This is a genomic window from Kitasatospora sp. NPDC089913 (genome assembly GCF_044748625.1).
Classification (GTDB): domain Bacteria; phylum Actinomycetota; class Actinomycetes; order Streptomycetales; family Streptomycetaceae; genus Kitasatospora.
In genome coordinates this window covers 275,855-290,443 of sequence record NZ_JBIVGI010000007.1, presented here as the reverse complement: position 1 = coordinate 290,443, position 14,589 = coordinate 275,855, and the positions used below count along the sequence as shown (strand labels likewise).

Below are 14,589 nucleotides of genomic sequence, written 5' to 3'. Positions count from 1 at the left end.
GTCGCGGCCGACAACCGCCTCCGCTCCGGAGCGGCCGGCCCGACCCCGCCCCCGGCGCCTTCCGGCCTCAGCCGGCCGGGATCTCCTGCTCCGCCCAGATGGTCTTGCCCCGGCGGGTGTAGCGGCTGCCCCAGCGGGTGGTGAGCTGGGCGACCAGGTAGAGGCCGCGGCCGCCCTCGTCGGTGAGCCGGGCCCGGCGCATCCGGGGCTGGGTGGAGCTGGGGTCGGACACCTCGCAGGTGAGGCGCTCGGCCCGGATCAGCCGGACGCCGACCGGGCCGCCCGCGTACCGGATGGCGTTGGTGACCAGTTCGCTGAGTACCAGCTCGGTGGTGAACTCCAGCTCCTCCAGCCCCCATTGCCGCAGCTGCGCGGTGGCGGCCTCGCGGACCCGGCCGACCCCCGACGGGTCCGCCTCCAGGGTCCAGCCGGCGGTGTCCGCGGCCGGCACCGCGCGGGTCCGGGCGAGCAGCAGGGTGACGTCGTCGGTGAGGCGGTGCGCCGGCAGGTCGGCGACCAGGTCCCGGCCGAGCTGCCGCAGCGAGGCCCCGGCCGGGGTGACGGCGCCCTCCGGCGGGGAGGCCGCGGCGGCCAGCCGGTGCGCCAGCGCGTCCATGCCCTCCTCCAGGTCGTCCGCGTACCCCAGCAGCAGCCCGTCGGTGTAGAGCGCGAGCAGGCTGCCGGGCTCCAGCTCGACCTCGGTCACCTCGAACGGCAGTCCGGTCACGCCGAGCGGCGGTCCGGGCCGGAGCGGCACGTAGGTCACCCGGCCGTCCGGCGCCGCGACGGCGGGCGGCGGGTGCCCGGCGGAGGCCATCGCGCAGCGCCGGGACACCGGGTCGTACACCGCGTACACGCAGGTGGCGCCGAACGGCACGGTCTGCTGCTCGTCCGTGCCGTCCCCGGTGCCGTCCGACCACACGCCGTGGCCCACCGGGGGCCGGGAGGCCGCGCCGGCGCCGTCCAGGGCGCCGGTCCCGGCGTCGAGGTCGTCCGGCCCCTCGTCCTCGTCCTCGTCCGGCCGCTCCGCCTCCACCATCAGCTGGGCCACCAGGTCGTCCAGGTGGACCAGCAGTTCGTCCGGTTCCAGGTCGAGGTCGGCCAGCGTCCGCACCGCCGTCCGCAGCCGCCCCATGGTGGCGCTGGCGGCCAGACCGTGCCCGACCACGTCGCCCGCGACCAGCGCCACCCGGGCGGAGGACAGCGGGATCACGTCGAACCAGTCGCCGCCGATCCCGCTCGCGGTGTCGGTGGGCAGGTAGACGCTGGCGGTGGAGACGGCGGTGGTCTCGGCCTGCGAGGGCGGCAGCAGGCTGCGCTGGAGGCCGACGGCGGCCCGGTGCTCCCGCGCGTAGCGGCGGGCGTTGTCCAGGGCGAGTGCCGCCCGGTCGGCGATCTCGCGCAGCAGCTCCAGGTCGGCCGGCAGGTAGGGCGGCCGGTGCGGGGCCCGGTGGACGGCCACCCGGCCGAGCAGCCGGCCGCCGGCCCGGAGCGGGACGGCCATCGAGGCGGGGAAGTCGGTGTGCACGCCCTGCTCGTCGGGGTGGGCGTGCACGGCGCCCCCGACCGGTGGCGGTGGTGGCGGGGCGACCGGGCCGCCCGGGCCCGCGGCGGGCTCGCCGGGCGGGGCCGACACCGCGACGGCGGCGCGGCGCAGCAGCACCCGCCCGTCCCGCCCGGGCGAGGGCTCCCCGCCGGTGAACACCGCCTCGGCGACGTCCACCACCGCCAGGTCGGCCAGGCCGGGGGCGGGCTCGGCGGCCGGGTCGGCGCCGCCCGGTCCGGTCCGGGCGGCGGGCGGCGCGAGGACGGCGGCCAGTTCCTCCGCCGTCCCGGCGACCGAGAGCGAGCCGCCGACGGCGGCCGTGGCCCGGTGCAGCAGGGCGAGCCGTTCGCCCGAGCGGTGCAGTTCGGTGACGTCGGTGAACAGCGCGGTGACCCCGATCACCTCTCCGTCCGGGGCCTGGAGCCGGAACGCCGAGATGGCCATCACCGCTCCGCCGGCCGGGTCCTCGATGGTGCGGACGATCTCCTCCGCGCCGATCAGCGGCCGGCCGGTGCGCAGCACGTCGTGCAGCCCGCGTTCGACGGCGGCGGCGTCCTGCGGCTGGAGGAAGTCGCCCAGCCGCCGGCCGCGCAGGTCCGGGGGGAGGCCGCTGTAGGGGAGCAGATGGGTGTTGGTGCGGACGAGGCGCAGCCGCTCGTCGAAGACGGCCAGGCCGACCCGGTCCTGGAGGAACAGCTCGCTGGTGAACGCCTGGTCCTGGCGCCAGCGGGCGATCTGCGGGGTGGGGGCGGCGAGGACCAGGTAGCGGGCCGTGTCGGAGCCGTCCGCGACCGCCGGAGCGTCCAGGGGCAGGACCTGGAAGGAGAGCCCCAGCAGTTCGCCCCGGCCGGAGCGGAACACCGCCTCGCCGGACCAGCCCGCCGCCCGCTGCCCCTCGGTGAGCTCGGACATCGCCGGCCACCCCGAGGGGTCGGCGAGCAGCTCGTGCACCGGCCGTCCGTGCACCTGCCCGGAGCCGAGGCCGAACATCCGGGCCGCCTCCGGGGTCCAGCGGACGATCCGGCCGTCCGCGTCGAGCAGGGCGCCGACGGCGTTGTCGACGAACGGGGATCGGCCACGCTGCAGCGGGTCCGCCGTGCTCATCCGGTCGGCTCCTCTCCGTCGGCGGGATCACGGCCGCGATCTCTCCATCATCCTCCGGCCCGCCGTGCCCGCCAGTTCCCGCCGGTCCCGGTCGGCGGCCCCCGTCGTGCAGGAGGCGGTGCACGGGGGGTTCTCGGGCGTCGGCTCTTATTGTAATCTCCGTCAATAAGCGCGGGCCGACGCCGCGGAGGCGAGTCCCCGCGCAGGCCACGCACCTGACGGAGGCAGCCATGGCTCACTCGGCGCAACGCACCCCCACCCTCACCCCAGGCGCCCCAGGCGGCCGCGGACGGTCCCACAGCGCCGCCGACGACGACGTGTCCGAGCGGCTGCTCGACTCGGCCGCGACGCTCTCCTACGACCCGGCCACCGAGATCGACTGGGACGCCCCGCTGGAGCCCGGGCACTACGGGCTCAACCCGGAGTGGAGCACCCTCTACGGCACCCCGCTCTGGTCGGAGATGACCGAGGAGCAGCGGGTCGTGCTCACCCGCCACGAGGTCGGCTCGATCATGACCACCGGCATCTGGTTCGAGATGATCCTCCAGCAGATGGTGCTGCGCGACCAGTACCTCAAGGACCCGGCCAGCGCCGAGTTCCGCTTCGCGCTCACCGAGATCGCCGACGAATGCCGCCACTCGATCATGTTCGCCCGGGCCTGCGAGAAGATGGGTGTCCCCCAGTACAAGCCCAACCAGCTGGTCGCCCAGGCCGGGCGCGCCTACAAGGCGCTCGCCCGCGGCGAACTCGCCTACGGCGGCATCCTGGTCGCCGAAGAGGTGCTGGACGTGATGCAGCGCGACTGGATGCGCGGCGAGAACGTCCTCGACATCGTCCGCGGCACCTCCCGGATCCATGTGGTCGAGGAGTCCCGGCACATGAAGTTCGCCCGCCAGGAGATCCGCGAACGGCTGCGCGGGGCCGGTACCCTGCGTCGCCGCAACGCCGCCTTCGGCATCGCCGCCGGCGCCTACGTCATCGTCACCAGCATGGTTCACCCGTCCGTGTACAAGGCGGCCGGACTGGACGTCGCCCGGGCCCTCGCCGAGGTCCGGGCCAGCGAGCACCGGCGCGCCATGATGCGCACCAGCAGCCGCCACCTGATGGCCTTCCTCGCCGAGAACGGCCTGCTCACCGGGCCGTCGACGAAGCTCTACCGCCGCATCCACATGCTCTGAGCACCGCGCCCCGCATCCCCGCACGCCGACCCCCACCCAGCGAGGAACCCCGCCCCCGCCATGGCCTACGCGATCACCCGGTCCTGCTGCAACGACGCCTCCTGCGTGTCCGTCTGCCCGGTCAACTGCATCCACCCCACCCCCGACGAGCCCGACTTCGGCCGCACCGACCTGCTCTACATCGACCCGGCCGCCTGCATCGACTGCGGCGCCTGCGCCGACGCCTGCCCGGTCGACGCGATCTTCCCGGTCGACCGGCTCGCCGGCCCCGACGCCGTCTACGCCGACCTCAACCGCGACTGGTACCGCGACCACCCCACCGACCACGCCTGGGGCGCGCCCGTCTTCCCGCGCAGCCTGCCCACCGGCCTCGACCTCGGCACCGGCCCGCTCCGGGTCGCCGTCGTCGGCACCGGCCCGTCCGCGAGCTACACCGCGCAGGCCCTGCTGCGCACCACCGGCGCCGAGGTCACCATGATCGACCGGCTGCCGGTGGCCGGCGGACTGCTGCGGCACGGGGTCGCCCCCGACCACCAGTCGACCAAACGGATCGCCGAGACCTTCGCCTCCGTCTTCCACGACCCCCGGCTGCGGGTCCACCTCAACGTCGAGGTCGGCACCGACCTCGACCACGCCGAACTCGCCGCCCACCACCACGCGGTGGTGTACGCGGTCGGCGCCGCCGCGGACCGCCGGCTCGACGTGCCCGGCGAGGACCTTCCCGGCAGCCTGCCCGCCACCACCTTCGTCCGCTGGTACAACGCCGAACCCACCGTGCCCGCCGACGCGGTCGCCCTCGGCGCCGGAACCGGCCCCGGCGCCGAACGGGCCGTGGTCGTCGGCAACGGCAACGTCGCGGTCGACATCGCCCGGATCCTGCTCACCGACCCGGACCGGCTGGCCGCCACCGACATCGCCGACCACGCCCTCGCCGCGCTGCGCCGCAGCCCGCTCCGCGAGGTCGTCCTGACCGCCCGGCGCGGGCCCGAGCACGCCGCCTGGACCGCCCCCGAGTTCCTCGCCCTCACCCGGCTCCCGGGCGTCGAGATCGTCGTGGACGACCGGCCGGAGGTGAGCGCGGCCCTGGCCGACGCCCCCGCGGGCTCCGAGCTCGCCCTGCTCGCCGCACTGCCGAGGGAACGCCTGGACGGCGCCGCCCCGCCCCGGCCGGGCCGCCGCATCGTGCTGCGCTTCCACGCCGCACCCGTCGAACTCCTGGGCGGGGAAAGGGTCGAGGCCGTCCGCCTGGCCGGCGACGACCGGCCCCTGAGTACCGCCCTGGTGGTCCGCTCCATCGGCCACCGCGGCGTCCCGCTCCCCGGGCTGCCCTTCGACGAGGCCACCGCGAGCGTCCCGCACCGGGGCGGTCGCGTCCTCGATCCGGCGACCGGCCGGCCGGTGCCCGGCACCTACCTCGTCGGCTGGGCCAAGCGCGGCCCCTCCGGCGGCATCGGCGCCAACCGCGCGTGCGCCGAGGAAACCGTGCACGCCCTCCTGGACGACGCCGTCGCGGGCACCCTGCCCCACCCGACCGGTGACCGCAGGGCCTTCGACCGCCTGGTCCGCACCCGCCGCCCCGACGCCCTCGGCCTGCGCCAGCTCCGCGCCATCGACCGCGCCGAACGCGCCCGCGGCGAGGCCACCGGCCGCCCCCGCGTCAAACTCCCCACCGTCCCGGCCCTCCTGGCGGCGGCCCGCCGCTGACCCGCGTTCAGACCACCTCGGCCCCGACGGCACGCAGCACGTCGCCGAGCCACACGAAGCCGTACCCGACGGTGCGCGACTCGTCCTCGGCCATCCGCCGCAGTTGCTCCCAGGCCTCGGAGGTCATCCCCAGGGTGAGCTGCGGTGGTCCCCCGTAGAGGTCGGCCGCCTCCGCCGTCGGCACCGACCAGTACGGATCCGCCACGGCGATCCGTCCCTCGGAGGCCTGCGCCTCGGCCCGGCGCACGAGCACGTCGAGCACCCGCCGCAACTCGGCGAGCGGGATCCGCACGGAGGGCTCGGTGGGAAACAGGGTTCCCGGCCGGTCGAAGGCCGTCCGCAGGGCGTGACCGGTCTCGGGGGCGGTGCGCAGGTGCAGCAACTGCTGCCAGCCCTTGAGGTAGCCCTCCAGCTCGTCCAGGGGGACGTCCTCGACCTCGGCCTCGAAGCGGGCGAGGTCCGGTCCGGTCAGGGGCTCGCGGAACTCGCGGATGGTCCGTGGGCTCCCGGGGCGAGCGCTCATGGTGGTGCCTCGATTCGGCCGGGCGCGCGGAATCCGCCACCGCGGGAACGCCGTGCCCGAACCTACCCCCCGCCCGTGCCTCGGTTGCCCGGGCTCGAACAAGTCGGATCATCCTCCGAATGCCCGTCAGCTGAAGAGGGCGCTCAGGTCCAGCGGCGTGATCAGGTAGCTGTCGCTGGACGCGTCGTGGGCGTGCAGGAGGGCGGTGCGGCCGGCCGGGACGGTGGGGTCGCCGGGCGGGGTGCGGACCGCGACGAGGAGCGGCGAGCCGTCGTCCGCGGTGACCTCGGCCCAGCCGCCGGCGGCGGTGGCGTCGCCCGGGAGGACGAAACAGGAGCGGCCGACCAAGGGGAAGGGTTCGGAAGCGAGCAGGTCGCCGGGAAGCTCGTCGGGAAGAACCCCGGGCACGGCGTCGACATGGGGATCGGCGCCGCACCCCCCGTTCCGGGTCCCGGTGGCGTGGCCGACGTCGTGTCCCCCGGACACGACGTCGGCGCCAAGGCCGCTGAGCAGGGCCAGCATCCAGTACTCAGCGGTCGCCACCAGAGTCGGAAAGCCGGGTGCGGCTCTGAAATTCCCCCGCAACCGCCCCGCCCCCCCAGACTCTTCCTACAGCGCCGGATCCCCCGTGCGCCGCAGTGATCCTGTCAGGGCGAAGGCATCCGCACACTGCCAGGATCCGGCAATCTTGACGATGCTTTGACACCCTGAAAATATCCGGAAAACGCAAGCAACGCGGGGCGGTCCGAAACGTCTGACGGAACGGATCACAGCGGCTGGTCGGGCCAGTCGAGCAGTCGCGCGCCCATCACGGCGGTCTCCAGGGTGTAGCGGTGCAGGGCCTCCGCCGGGTCGTAGCCGGTGAGGTCGCGGATGCGTTCCAGCCGGTAGCCGAGGGCGCGCACGCTCAGCCCGAGCCGCCGGGCGGTCTCCGCGTTCACGTACCCGGCCTCGGCCTGGACGGTGATGGTCCTCAGCAGCGGACGGGCGCCGCCGCGCGCGGTGGTGAGCGGACCGAGCACGGTCCGCACCAGGTCGGCCATGGCTTCCCGGTCCCGCATCAGCACCGGGAAGACCAGCAGTTCCTCGGCCCGCAGCCGGGCCGCGGGCAGGCCGAGCCGCTCCGCGTACTCCAGCGTGGCGAGCGCCTCCTCGTAACTGCGCACGATGCCGCCGGTGCCGCCGTACCGGCGGCCGGTGGCCACCCGCAGGGCCGGCGGGTAGCCGGGTCCGGGGCGCAGGGCGAGGTCGGTGAAGGCGGCGAGCACGGCCTGTTCGCCGTCGGAGGCGATGCAGACCAGCCGCCCGTCGCGGACTGCCAGCAGCAGGGTGCGGTCGTCGTAACGGCCGGTCAGTTCCCGCAGGACCCGGTGCGGGGTGGGCGCGCCCTCCAGGTAGGCCTCGGCGCCGACGGCGACGGCGACGGTGTAGCCGGCGGCGAGCCGCAGGCCGAAGCGTTCGGCGCGTTCGGCGAGCCGACCGAGGTCGGTGCGGCCGTGCAGCAGGTCGTTCACGAGTTCCCGCCGGTTGGCCTCCTCCTGGCGGACGGCCATCCGCTGGGCGCGTTCGTGGCCCTCGGCGACGGCGCCCAGCGCGGCCTGGGTGGCGGCGAGCACGGCGTCGCCGGTGCGCCGGACCTCGGCGGTGGTGACGGCGGTGAGGCCGGGGAAGGTCTGCCAGGACGCCCGGGTGGCGCCGAGGCAGACGCCGACGAGGTCGCGCAGGCCGTGGCCGGCCTCGGCGGCGCGTTCGCCGAGGTCCCGCAGGCGTTCCAGTTCGGCGCGGCGGAGCAGACGGCCGGTGCGGGAGACCTCGGTGAGCAGGGCGAGGCAGTGGTCGGCGAGCCGGCCGGGGATGTCGGGGGTGCCGGTTCCGTTGGCCGCCGTCATGGTGTCGTGTCCGCCCCGGCCCGTGGGTTCGGTGCGGTCGTCCGGCGGGCCGTCCGGTCGGCCGATCGGCCTCTCCGCCGGTCGGCCGGACCGCCGGGCCGTGGGCCGGTCGGCCGGCCACCCAGCCCGGGAATGCTATCGGGTCGGCCGGCCGCCGCCCCCGGCCGCCGGGGAGGCCGCCGCCGGTGAGGCCGCCGCGATCGGCGCCGCGACCGGCAGCAGCGGCCGGTGGCAGGCGACCGTCCGCCCCGGCGCCACCTCGCGCAGCTCCGGCACCTCGAGCGCGCACCGCTCGTCGGCGAACGGGCAGCGGGTGCGGAACCGGCAGCCGGACGGCGGGTCGAGCGGCGAGGGCGGATCGGCGGGGAGCAGCCCGGTGTCCCCGAGCGGCCGCCCGGGCTCGGGGACGGCGGCGAGCAGCGCGGCCGTGTAGGGGTGGGCCGGGGCGGCGAGCACCTCCTCGGTGGGGCCCTGCTCGCAGAGCCGGCCGAGCTGGAGCACCGCGACGTCGTCGCTGACCGCGCGGACCACACCGAGGTCGTGCGAGATGAACAGGCTCGCCAGGCCGCGTTCCTCGGTGAGCCGGCGCAGCAGGTTGAGCACGGTGGCCTGGGCCGAGACGTCGAGCGCGGACACGGCCTCGTCGGCGATCAGGACCCGGGGTTCGGCCGCCAGCGCCCGGGCGATGGCGACCCGCTGCGCCTGGCCGCCGGAGAGCTGGCCGGGCCGGCGTCCGCCGAACAGGGCGAGCGGCAGCCCGACCGCCTCCAGCTGGCGTTCGACCACGGCGGCGCGGTCCACCGCCGGGTCCGGGTGGGCGTCGAGCGGTTCGGCGACGAGGTCGCGGACGGTGCGGCGCGGGTTGAGCGAGGAGACCGGGTCCTGGAACACCATCTGCAGCCGGGGCCGCAGCGCCCGCAGTGCGCGGGGGGCGAGGGCGGCCAGGTCGGTGCCGTCGACGGTGACCGTGCCGGCGGTGGGCGCGGGCAGCCGGAGCAGGGCCTTGGCGATGCTGCTCTTGCCGGAGCCGGACTCGCCGACCAGGGCGAGGGTGCGGCGTTCGCGCAGGGTCAGGTCGACCTCGCTGACGGCGTGCAGCGGGCCGGAACGGGTGCGGTGGACCACCGACAGGCCGGTGGCCCGCAGCACGACGGGGGACGGTCCGGGGGTGGGGGCGACGGTGGTCATGCGGTCTCCTGGGCCTTCGTCACGGACACGGCCGACGAGGCCGACGGTGCGGAGAGCGGGAAGTGGCAGGCGGCCGTGTGTCCGTCGCCGGCCCGGTGGAGCGGGGGCGCGTCCGTCGAGCAGACCGCCCCGGCGCGCTCGCAGCGCGGCGCGAAGGGGCAGCCGACGGCCGGCCGGGAGAGGTCCGGCGGCGAGCCGGCCACGGCGGGCAGGACGCGGCGCAGCGGCCCGGTGACCCTCGGCACCGAGCGCAGCAGCGCGGCGGTGTACGGGTGGGCGGGCGCCTCGGTGACGGCCTCGGTGGGTCCGGTCTCGACGATCCGCCCGCCGTACATGACGGCGATCCGCCGGGCCCGCCCGTACAGCAGGCCGATGTCGTGGGTGATGAGCAGGGTGGCGAGGCCGCGCGTCCCGCGGTGCCGGTCGAGCAGGTCGAGCACGGTGCGCTGGACGGTGACGTCGAGCGCGGTGGTGGGCTCGTCGGCGAGCAGCAGGGCGGGGGAGCCGGCCAGCGCGGCGGCGATGCCGACCCGCTGCCGCAGCCCGCCGGACAGCTCGTGCGGGTAGGCGCGGGCGCGTCGGGCCGGGTCGGGCACGTCGACGGCGGCGAGCAGTTCGGCGGCGGTGCGCAGCCGTTCCCGGCGCCGCATCCGGCGCCGGTTGGTGAGCGACTCGGTGACCTGGTCGGCGATCCGGACCACCGGGTTGAGCGAGGTCATCGGGTCCTGGTGGACCATGGCGACGCCGGTGCCGAGGAGTTCGGCGCGCCGGCGCGGGGCGGCGGTGAGCAGGTCCTCGCCGTTCAGCAGGATCCGCCCGGTGGCGGTGGCCCGGGTGGTGCGGGGGTGGACGCCGAGCACGGTGCGGGCCAGGACGGACTTGCCGGAGCCGGACTCGCCGACCACGCCGAGGCACTCCCCGACGTCGATGCTGAGGTCGATGCCGTGCAGGACGTGCAGGGTCCGGCCGTCGGGGGTGTGCAGGGTGGTGTCCAGCGCGCGGACTTCCAGGACAGGGGTGGTCATCCCCGGCCTCCCTTCGAACGGAGCTGCTCGCCCAAGTAGTTGAGGGCGAGGACGGTCAGGCAGAGCACCGCCGCCGGGGCGAGCGAGATCCACGGCGCGCTGCCGAGGGTGGTCCGGCCCTCGGCGATGATGCCGCCCCAGGACGGCTCCGGCGGGCGCAGGCCGAAGCCGAGGAAGCTGAGCGAGCCCTCGGCGACGATCGCGACCGTGGTGGCGGTGAACGCGAAGGTGAGCGCGACGGGTGCGACGTGCGGGACCACCTCGCGGCGCAGGATGCGCAGGGGTGCGGTGCCGATCATCCGGGCGGCCTGGACGAAGCCGCGTTCGCTGAGCGACAGGACGACGGCGCGCACCACCCGGGTGAAGTGCGGCACGGTGAACAGGCCGATCAGCGTGCCGATCACGGTCAGGCTCGGGCCGCGCAGCGCGACCGTGATCATCACCAGGATCAGCGAGGGCACCGACATCAGCAGGTCGGTGGCGAAGCCGATCACCTTGTCCACCGGGCCCCGGAACCAGCCCGCCGCCAGGCCGAGCGCCCCGCCGCCGAGCAGCCCGACGGCGATGGTCAGCCCGGCGACGGCGAAGGAGGCGCGGGCGCCGGCCACGGTCCGTTGCAGGACGTCCCGCCCGGCGGCGTCGGTGCCCAGCCAGTGGCCGGGGCCGGGGGCGGCGGCGGGGTGGGCGAAGTCGCCGTGCAGCGGGTCGAACCCGGGCAGCAGCGGGAGCAGCAGGGCGGCCAGCGCGACCAGCGCCAGCCAGGTCCCGGCGGCGAGGACCCCGGGGGCCGGGCGGCGCGACGCCGTCCGGCGGCCCGCGGCCGTCGCCCCGGTCACTGTTCCGGTCGGTCCGGTCGGTCCGGTCGGTCCGGTCGCTTCCGTTGCTTCCGTTGCTTCCGTTGCTTCGGGAAGGGCGGTCTCAGCGGCGCTCATCGGCGATCCTCGGGTCGACGGTGCGGTACAGCAGGTCCACGGCAACGGTGGCCGCCACCACGCCGACGGCGCTGACCACCACCACGGCCTGCACCACCGGGAAGTCGCGGCCGGCGATCGCGGTGGCCGCGAGGGTGCCGACGCCCGGCACCGCGAACAGCGACTCGACCAGCACCGAGCCGCCGAGCGACATCCCGATGCCGATCCCGACCAGGGTGACCAGCGGCAGCGAGGAGGGCCGCAGCGCGCGCCGCAGCAGCAGTCGCACCGTGCCCATGCCGCGGCTGCGGGCGGCGGCCACGTAGGTCTGGTCGAGGGTGTCGATCAGCTGGCCGCGCAGGGTGCGGGTGAACACGGCCGCCTCGGTGAGGCCGAGGGTGAGCGCGGGCAGCACCAGGTGGCGCAGGTTGTCGAGCGGGTCCTCGGTGAACGGCGTCCAGCCGGTGGCGGGCAGGATCCGCAGCTGGACGGCGGCGAGCCAGATCAGCACCAGGCCGAGCACGAAGCCGGGCACGGCGAGCCAGACGAACGCGCCGGCGGTGGCGATCCGGTCGACCGCGCCGCCCGGCCGCCAGGCCGAGTACAGGGCCACCGGCAGGGCCAGGCCGAGTGCCACCAGCTGGGCGGCGACGAAGAGTTCGAGGGTGACCGGGATCCGGTCGGAGAGTTCGGCGGTGACGGCGGCGCCGGTGGAGAGCGAGTGGCCGAGGTCGCCGTGCAGGGCGTCGCCGAGCCAGCGCCAGGCGGCGGCGAGCACGTTGTCGTCCAGACCGAGCCGGGCCTCGTACGCGGCGACCTGTTCGGGCGTGGCGGTGGGTCCGAGGGCGGCCAGGGCGGGGGAGCCGGGCATCAGGTGGGGCAGGGCGAGCGCCGAGACGGTGACCAGCAGCAGCACCGAGGCGGCCCGCCCGGCCCGTCCGGCGGCGCGCCCCGCCGTCCGGAGGGCGGGCGCCGGCGGGGTGGAGGTCACTTCTTCACCCACAGCACGGCGGGGGAGACGCTGACCACGGTCCGCCTGGAGACGTCGGGCAGCCCGCCGACCTTGGCGGAGGCGAGCAGGCCGACCGGGTTCTCGGTCAGGAAGAGCATCGGGGCGTCGGCGACGATCTCCCGCGCGGCCTCCTGGTAGGCGCGGGCCCGCTGGGCCGGGTCGACGGTGCCGTGTCCGGCGGTGATCGCCTGCGCGGCCTTCGGGTTGTTCCAGCCGATGAAGTTGTAGGGGGAGTTGGGCAGGTACAGGCTGGTCAGGGCGGTGTCGGTGTCACCGAACATGCTGGTGACGAAGTCCATCACCTGGAACTGGCGCTGGTACATCGCGGTGCCGAGGGCGGCCGGGTCCAGCGGCTTGATGGTCATCCGCACGCCCGCCTCGGCGAACATCTGCTGGAGCACGGTGGCCCGCTGCTGGGCCTCGGGCCGGCTGTCGACCAGGTAGTCGAAGGCGAGGTCGGCGTGGCCGGCCTCGGCGAGCAGGGCCTTGGCCTTGGCGGCGTCGTGCGCGGGGTAGCCGGGGTCGGCGCTGCCCCGGTAGGGCGAGGTGGAGCCGATCGGGCCGTCCGAGACCTTGCCCTGGTCGAGGTGGACGACCCGCTCGACGGCGGTGCGGTCCACGGCGTACTGGAGCGCCCTGCGGACCTTCGGGTCGTCGAAGGGGGCGGACTTGGTGTTGAACAGCACGGTGGAGGTAGAGCCGGGGCCGGTCGCGGCGCGCAGCCCGTCGCCGGCGGCCTGCTTGTACTGCGCGGGGGTCTCGGTCCAGACGAGGTCGGCGTCGCCGGAGCGCAGCGACTGGTAGCGGCTGTCGGTGTCCGGCAGCACCTTGTAGACGAGCTTGTCGGCGTGGCCCTTGGGGCCCCGGTAGGCGGGGTTGCGCACCAGGGTGGCGGAGACGCCGGGCTGCACGCTCTCCACCGTGTACGGGCCGGAGCCGACGGCGGGGCTGTCGGCGGCGGCGGGCGCCTCGGAGATGTAGCCGAGGGAACGGGTGAACAGGTTGGGGAAGGCGGCGTTCGCGGTCTTGAGGGCGAAACCGACGGAGGTCGGGGAGTTCACCGTCATGGCGCCGATGGTGGCGGCGTCGACGGCGCAGCCGCACTTGGCCTCGGGCTTGGCGAGCCGGTCGACGTGGTCGACGACGGCCTGCGCGTCCAGCGGCTTGCCGTCGCTGAAGGTGACGCCCTCGGGCAGCTCCAGCGTCCAGGCGGTGGCGTCGGCGTTCGGGGTGAAGGACTTGGCCAGGTGGGGCTGGACGGCGCCGTTGTCGGCGTTGACCATCAGCGGGTCGTAGAGCGCGTTGGCCAGGATCATCAGCGGCATCGAGGTGAGTCCGCCGTCGGCCGGGTCGAGCTTGGTGAACGGCCGGTCGAGGCCGATTCTCAGGGTGCCGCCGTCGACGGCGGGCCCGTCGTCCTTGGGCGCGGAGCCGGTCGCGCCGCCGCCGGAGAGGGTGTCGTCGGAGGCGGAGCAGGCGACGGCGGTGAGGGCGAGGGCCGCCGTGCAGACCGCGGATGCCAGAACGTGCGTGTGCCGCTTCATGGTTCCTCGTGGGGTTCGGTGGGGGCGGTGGAGGGGCCGGGCAAGGGGGAGAGCCCGGGGAAGCCGGGGGAGAGGGAGCGGTCCGGACCGGACCGGTCGCCGTCGGTGCCCAGCTTTTGGAAGTGGCACAACTGCCAATTGGCAGTTGTGCAAACTTCACATGACGAGCTGACGACGAGTTCGCGCGCGGCTTGAGCGGCTGCTCCGGGCGTGATTCGGTACGACTACGGCCGTTCGCGGCAGAGCAGTTGACGAGGAGCGAGCAGGATGCAGGGGCAGGGGACGGACACCGCGGCGGAGCCCGGGCTGCGCGACCGCAAGCGCGCGCGGACCAGGCAGGCGATCCGTACGGCGGGGCTCGACCTCTTCGAGGAGCAGGGCTTCGAGAGCACCACGGTGGACCAGATCTGCCGGCGCGCGGACGTCGCCCACCGCACCTTCTTCCGGTACTACGAGTGCAAGGAGGCCCTGCTCTTCGGCATGGACTTCGGGCTGGTGCTGCTGGACGCCTTCGCCGCCGCGCCCTCCGGGCTCGGGATCTGGGAGGCCTTCGAGCACGCCAGGGTCACCACCGACGGGCAGTTGGAGGAGCTGGCCGAGCACACCGTGCGGCGCCGGGAGCTGCGGCGCCGGTTCATCGGGATCCGCAGCGTGCACGACTTCGCCCTGATCATGATCGACGCGTTCTCGCAGCGGGCGGCGGCGATCGCGGCCGACCGGCTGGGCGTGGACGTGACCGCCGACCTGCGGCCGCAGGCCCTGGCTGCCCTGCTGGCGGGCATGACCCGGCGGCACGTCGTCAACGGCGAGGAGGGGCGGCCGCTGGAGGACTGGGCGGTGGCGTTCCGGCAACTGCTCGGGCCGCTCGCGGAGCCCGGGGGCGTGCCCGGTCCCGGGCCCGTTCCGCTGTCGCCCGGGCCCGGGGTGGCCTCCGCACCCGTCGGTGGCGCCGGGTGAGCGCGCCC

General features: G+C 75.5%; 12 protein-coding genes. 3 read left to right on the top strand and 9 right to left on the bottom strand.

Going from position 1 to position 14,589, the window contains the following annotated elements:
• Positions 1–67: 67 nt before the first annotated feature.
• Positions 68–2,650 (bottom strand): SpoIIE family protein phosphatase, encoded by a 2,583-nt coding sequence (locus ACIPYS_RS14435; protein ID WP_400746149.1) that lies wholly within the window; start codon positions 2,648–2,650, stop codon positions 68–70.
• Between the two features lie 230 nt (positions 2,651–2,880).
• Between ACIPYS_RS14435 and ACIPYS_RS14430 the strand changes: the two genes are divergently transcribed.
• Both ACIPYS_RS14430 and ACIPYS_RS14425 read left to right on the top strand, forming a co-directional pair.
• Positions 2,881–3,828: a diiron oxygenase gene (locus tag ACIPYS_RS14430; protein WP_093860158.1), complete on the top strand. Its 948-nt coding sequence runs from the start codon at positions 2,881–2,883 to the stop codon at positions 3,826–3,828.
• A gap of 60 nt (positions 3,829–3,888) precedes the next feature.
• Entirely contained in the window at positions 3,889–5,532 is a 1,644-nt protein-coding gene (locus ACIPYS_RS14425; RefSeq protein WP_400746147.1) for an FAD-dependent oxidoreductase, read from the top strand.
• A 7-nt stretch (positions 5,533–5,539) separates the two neighbouring features.
• Here the strand turns inward: ACIPYS_RS14425 and ACIPYS_RS14420 are convergent, their stop codons facing one another.
• From ACIPYS_RS14420 to ACIPYS_RS14385, 8 genes are all read right to left on the bottom strand, one after another.
• The gene (locus ACIPYS_RS14420; protein WP_400746145.1) at positions 5,540–6,055 is read right to left on the bottom strand and encodes a hypothetical protein; all 516 of its coding nucleotides are present in this window, start codon (positions 6,053–6,055) and stop codon (positions 5,540–5,542) included.
• Between the two features lie 126 nt (positions 6,056–6,181).
• Entirely contained in the window at positions 6,182–6,598 is a 417-nt protein-coding gene (locus ACIPYS_RS14415; RefSeq protein WP_093860155.1) for a hypothetical protein, read from the bottom strand.
• 224 nt (positions 6,599–6,822) lie between these two features.
• Positions 6,823–7,944 (bottom strand): PucR family transcriptional regulator, encoded by a 1,122-nt coding sequence (locus tag ACIPYS_RS14410; RefSeq protein ID WP_400746142.1) that lies wholly within the window; start codon positions 7,942–7,944, stop codon positions 6,823–6,825.
• 135 nt (positions 7,945–8,079) lie between these two features.
• Positions 8,080–9,132, bottom strand: a complete 1,053-nt coding sequence (locus ACIPYS_RS14405; RefSeq protein WP_400746140.1) for an ABC transporter ATP-binding protein — start codon at positions 9,130–9,132, stop codon at positions 8,080–8,082.
• Positions 9,129–10,157: an ABC transporter ATP-binding protein gene (locus tag ACIPYS_RS14400; RefSeq protein ID WP_400746139.1), complete on the bottom strand. Its 1,029-nt coding sequence runs from the start codon at positions 10,155–10,157 to the stop codon at positions 9,129–9,131. Before ACIPYS_RS14400 ends, ACIPYS_RS14405 begins: the two co-directional genes overlap by 4 nt.
• Positions 10,154–10,993 carry an ABC transporter permease gene (locus ACIPYS_RS14395; protein WP_093860152.1) on the bottom strand — a complete coding sequence of 280 codons (840 nt, stop codon included), beginning with the start codon at positions 10,991–10,993 and terminating at the stop codon, positions 10,154–10,156. The genes ACIPYS_RS14400 and ACIPYS_RS14395 overlap by 4 nt, the downstream gene beginning before the upstream one ends.
• 82 nt (positions 10,994–11,075) lie before the next feature.
• Entirely contained in the window at positions 11,076–12,059 is a 984-nt protein-coding gene (locus tag ACIPYS_RS14390) for an ABC transporter permease (RefSeq protein ID WP_400746137.1), read from the bottom strand.
• Positions 12,056–13,624 carry an ABC transporter substrate-binding protein gene (locus ACIPYS_RS14385; protein WP_093860150.1) on the bottom strand — a complete coding sequence of 523 codons (1,569 nt, stop codon included), beginning with the start codon at positions 13,622–13,624 and terminating at the stop codon, positions 12,056–12,058. The genes ACIPYS_RS14390 and ACIPYS_RS14385 overlap by 4 nt, the downstream gene beginning before the upstream one ends.
• Before the next feature lie 267 nt (positions 13,625–13,891).
• On the opposite strand from ACIPYS_RS14385, the gene ACIPYS_RS14380 reads away from it, so the two are divergent.
• Positions 13,892–14,581 (top strand): TetR family transcriptional regulator, encoded by a 690-nt coding sequence (locus ACIPYS_RS14380; RefSeq protein WP_093860149.1) that lies wholly within the window; start codon positions 13,892–13,894, stop codon positions 14,579–14,581.
• Positions 14,582–14,589: the final 8 nt, after the last annotated feature.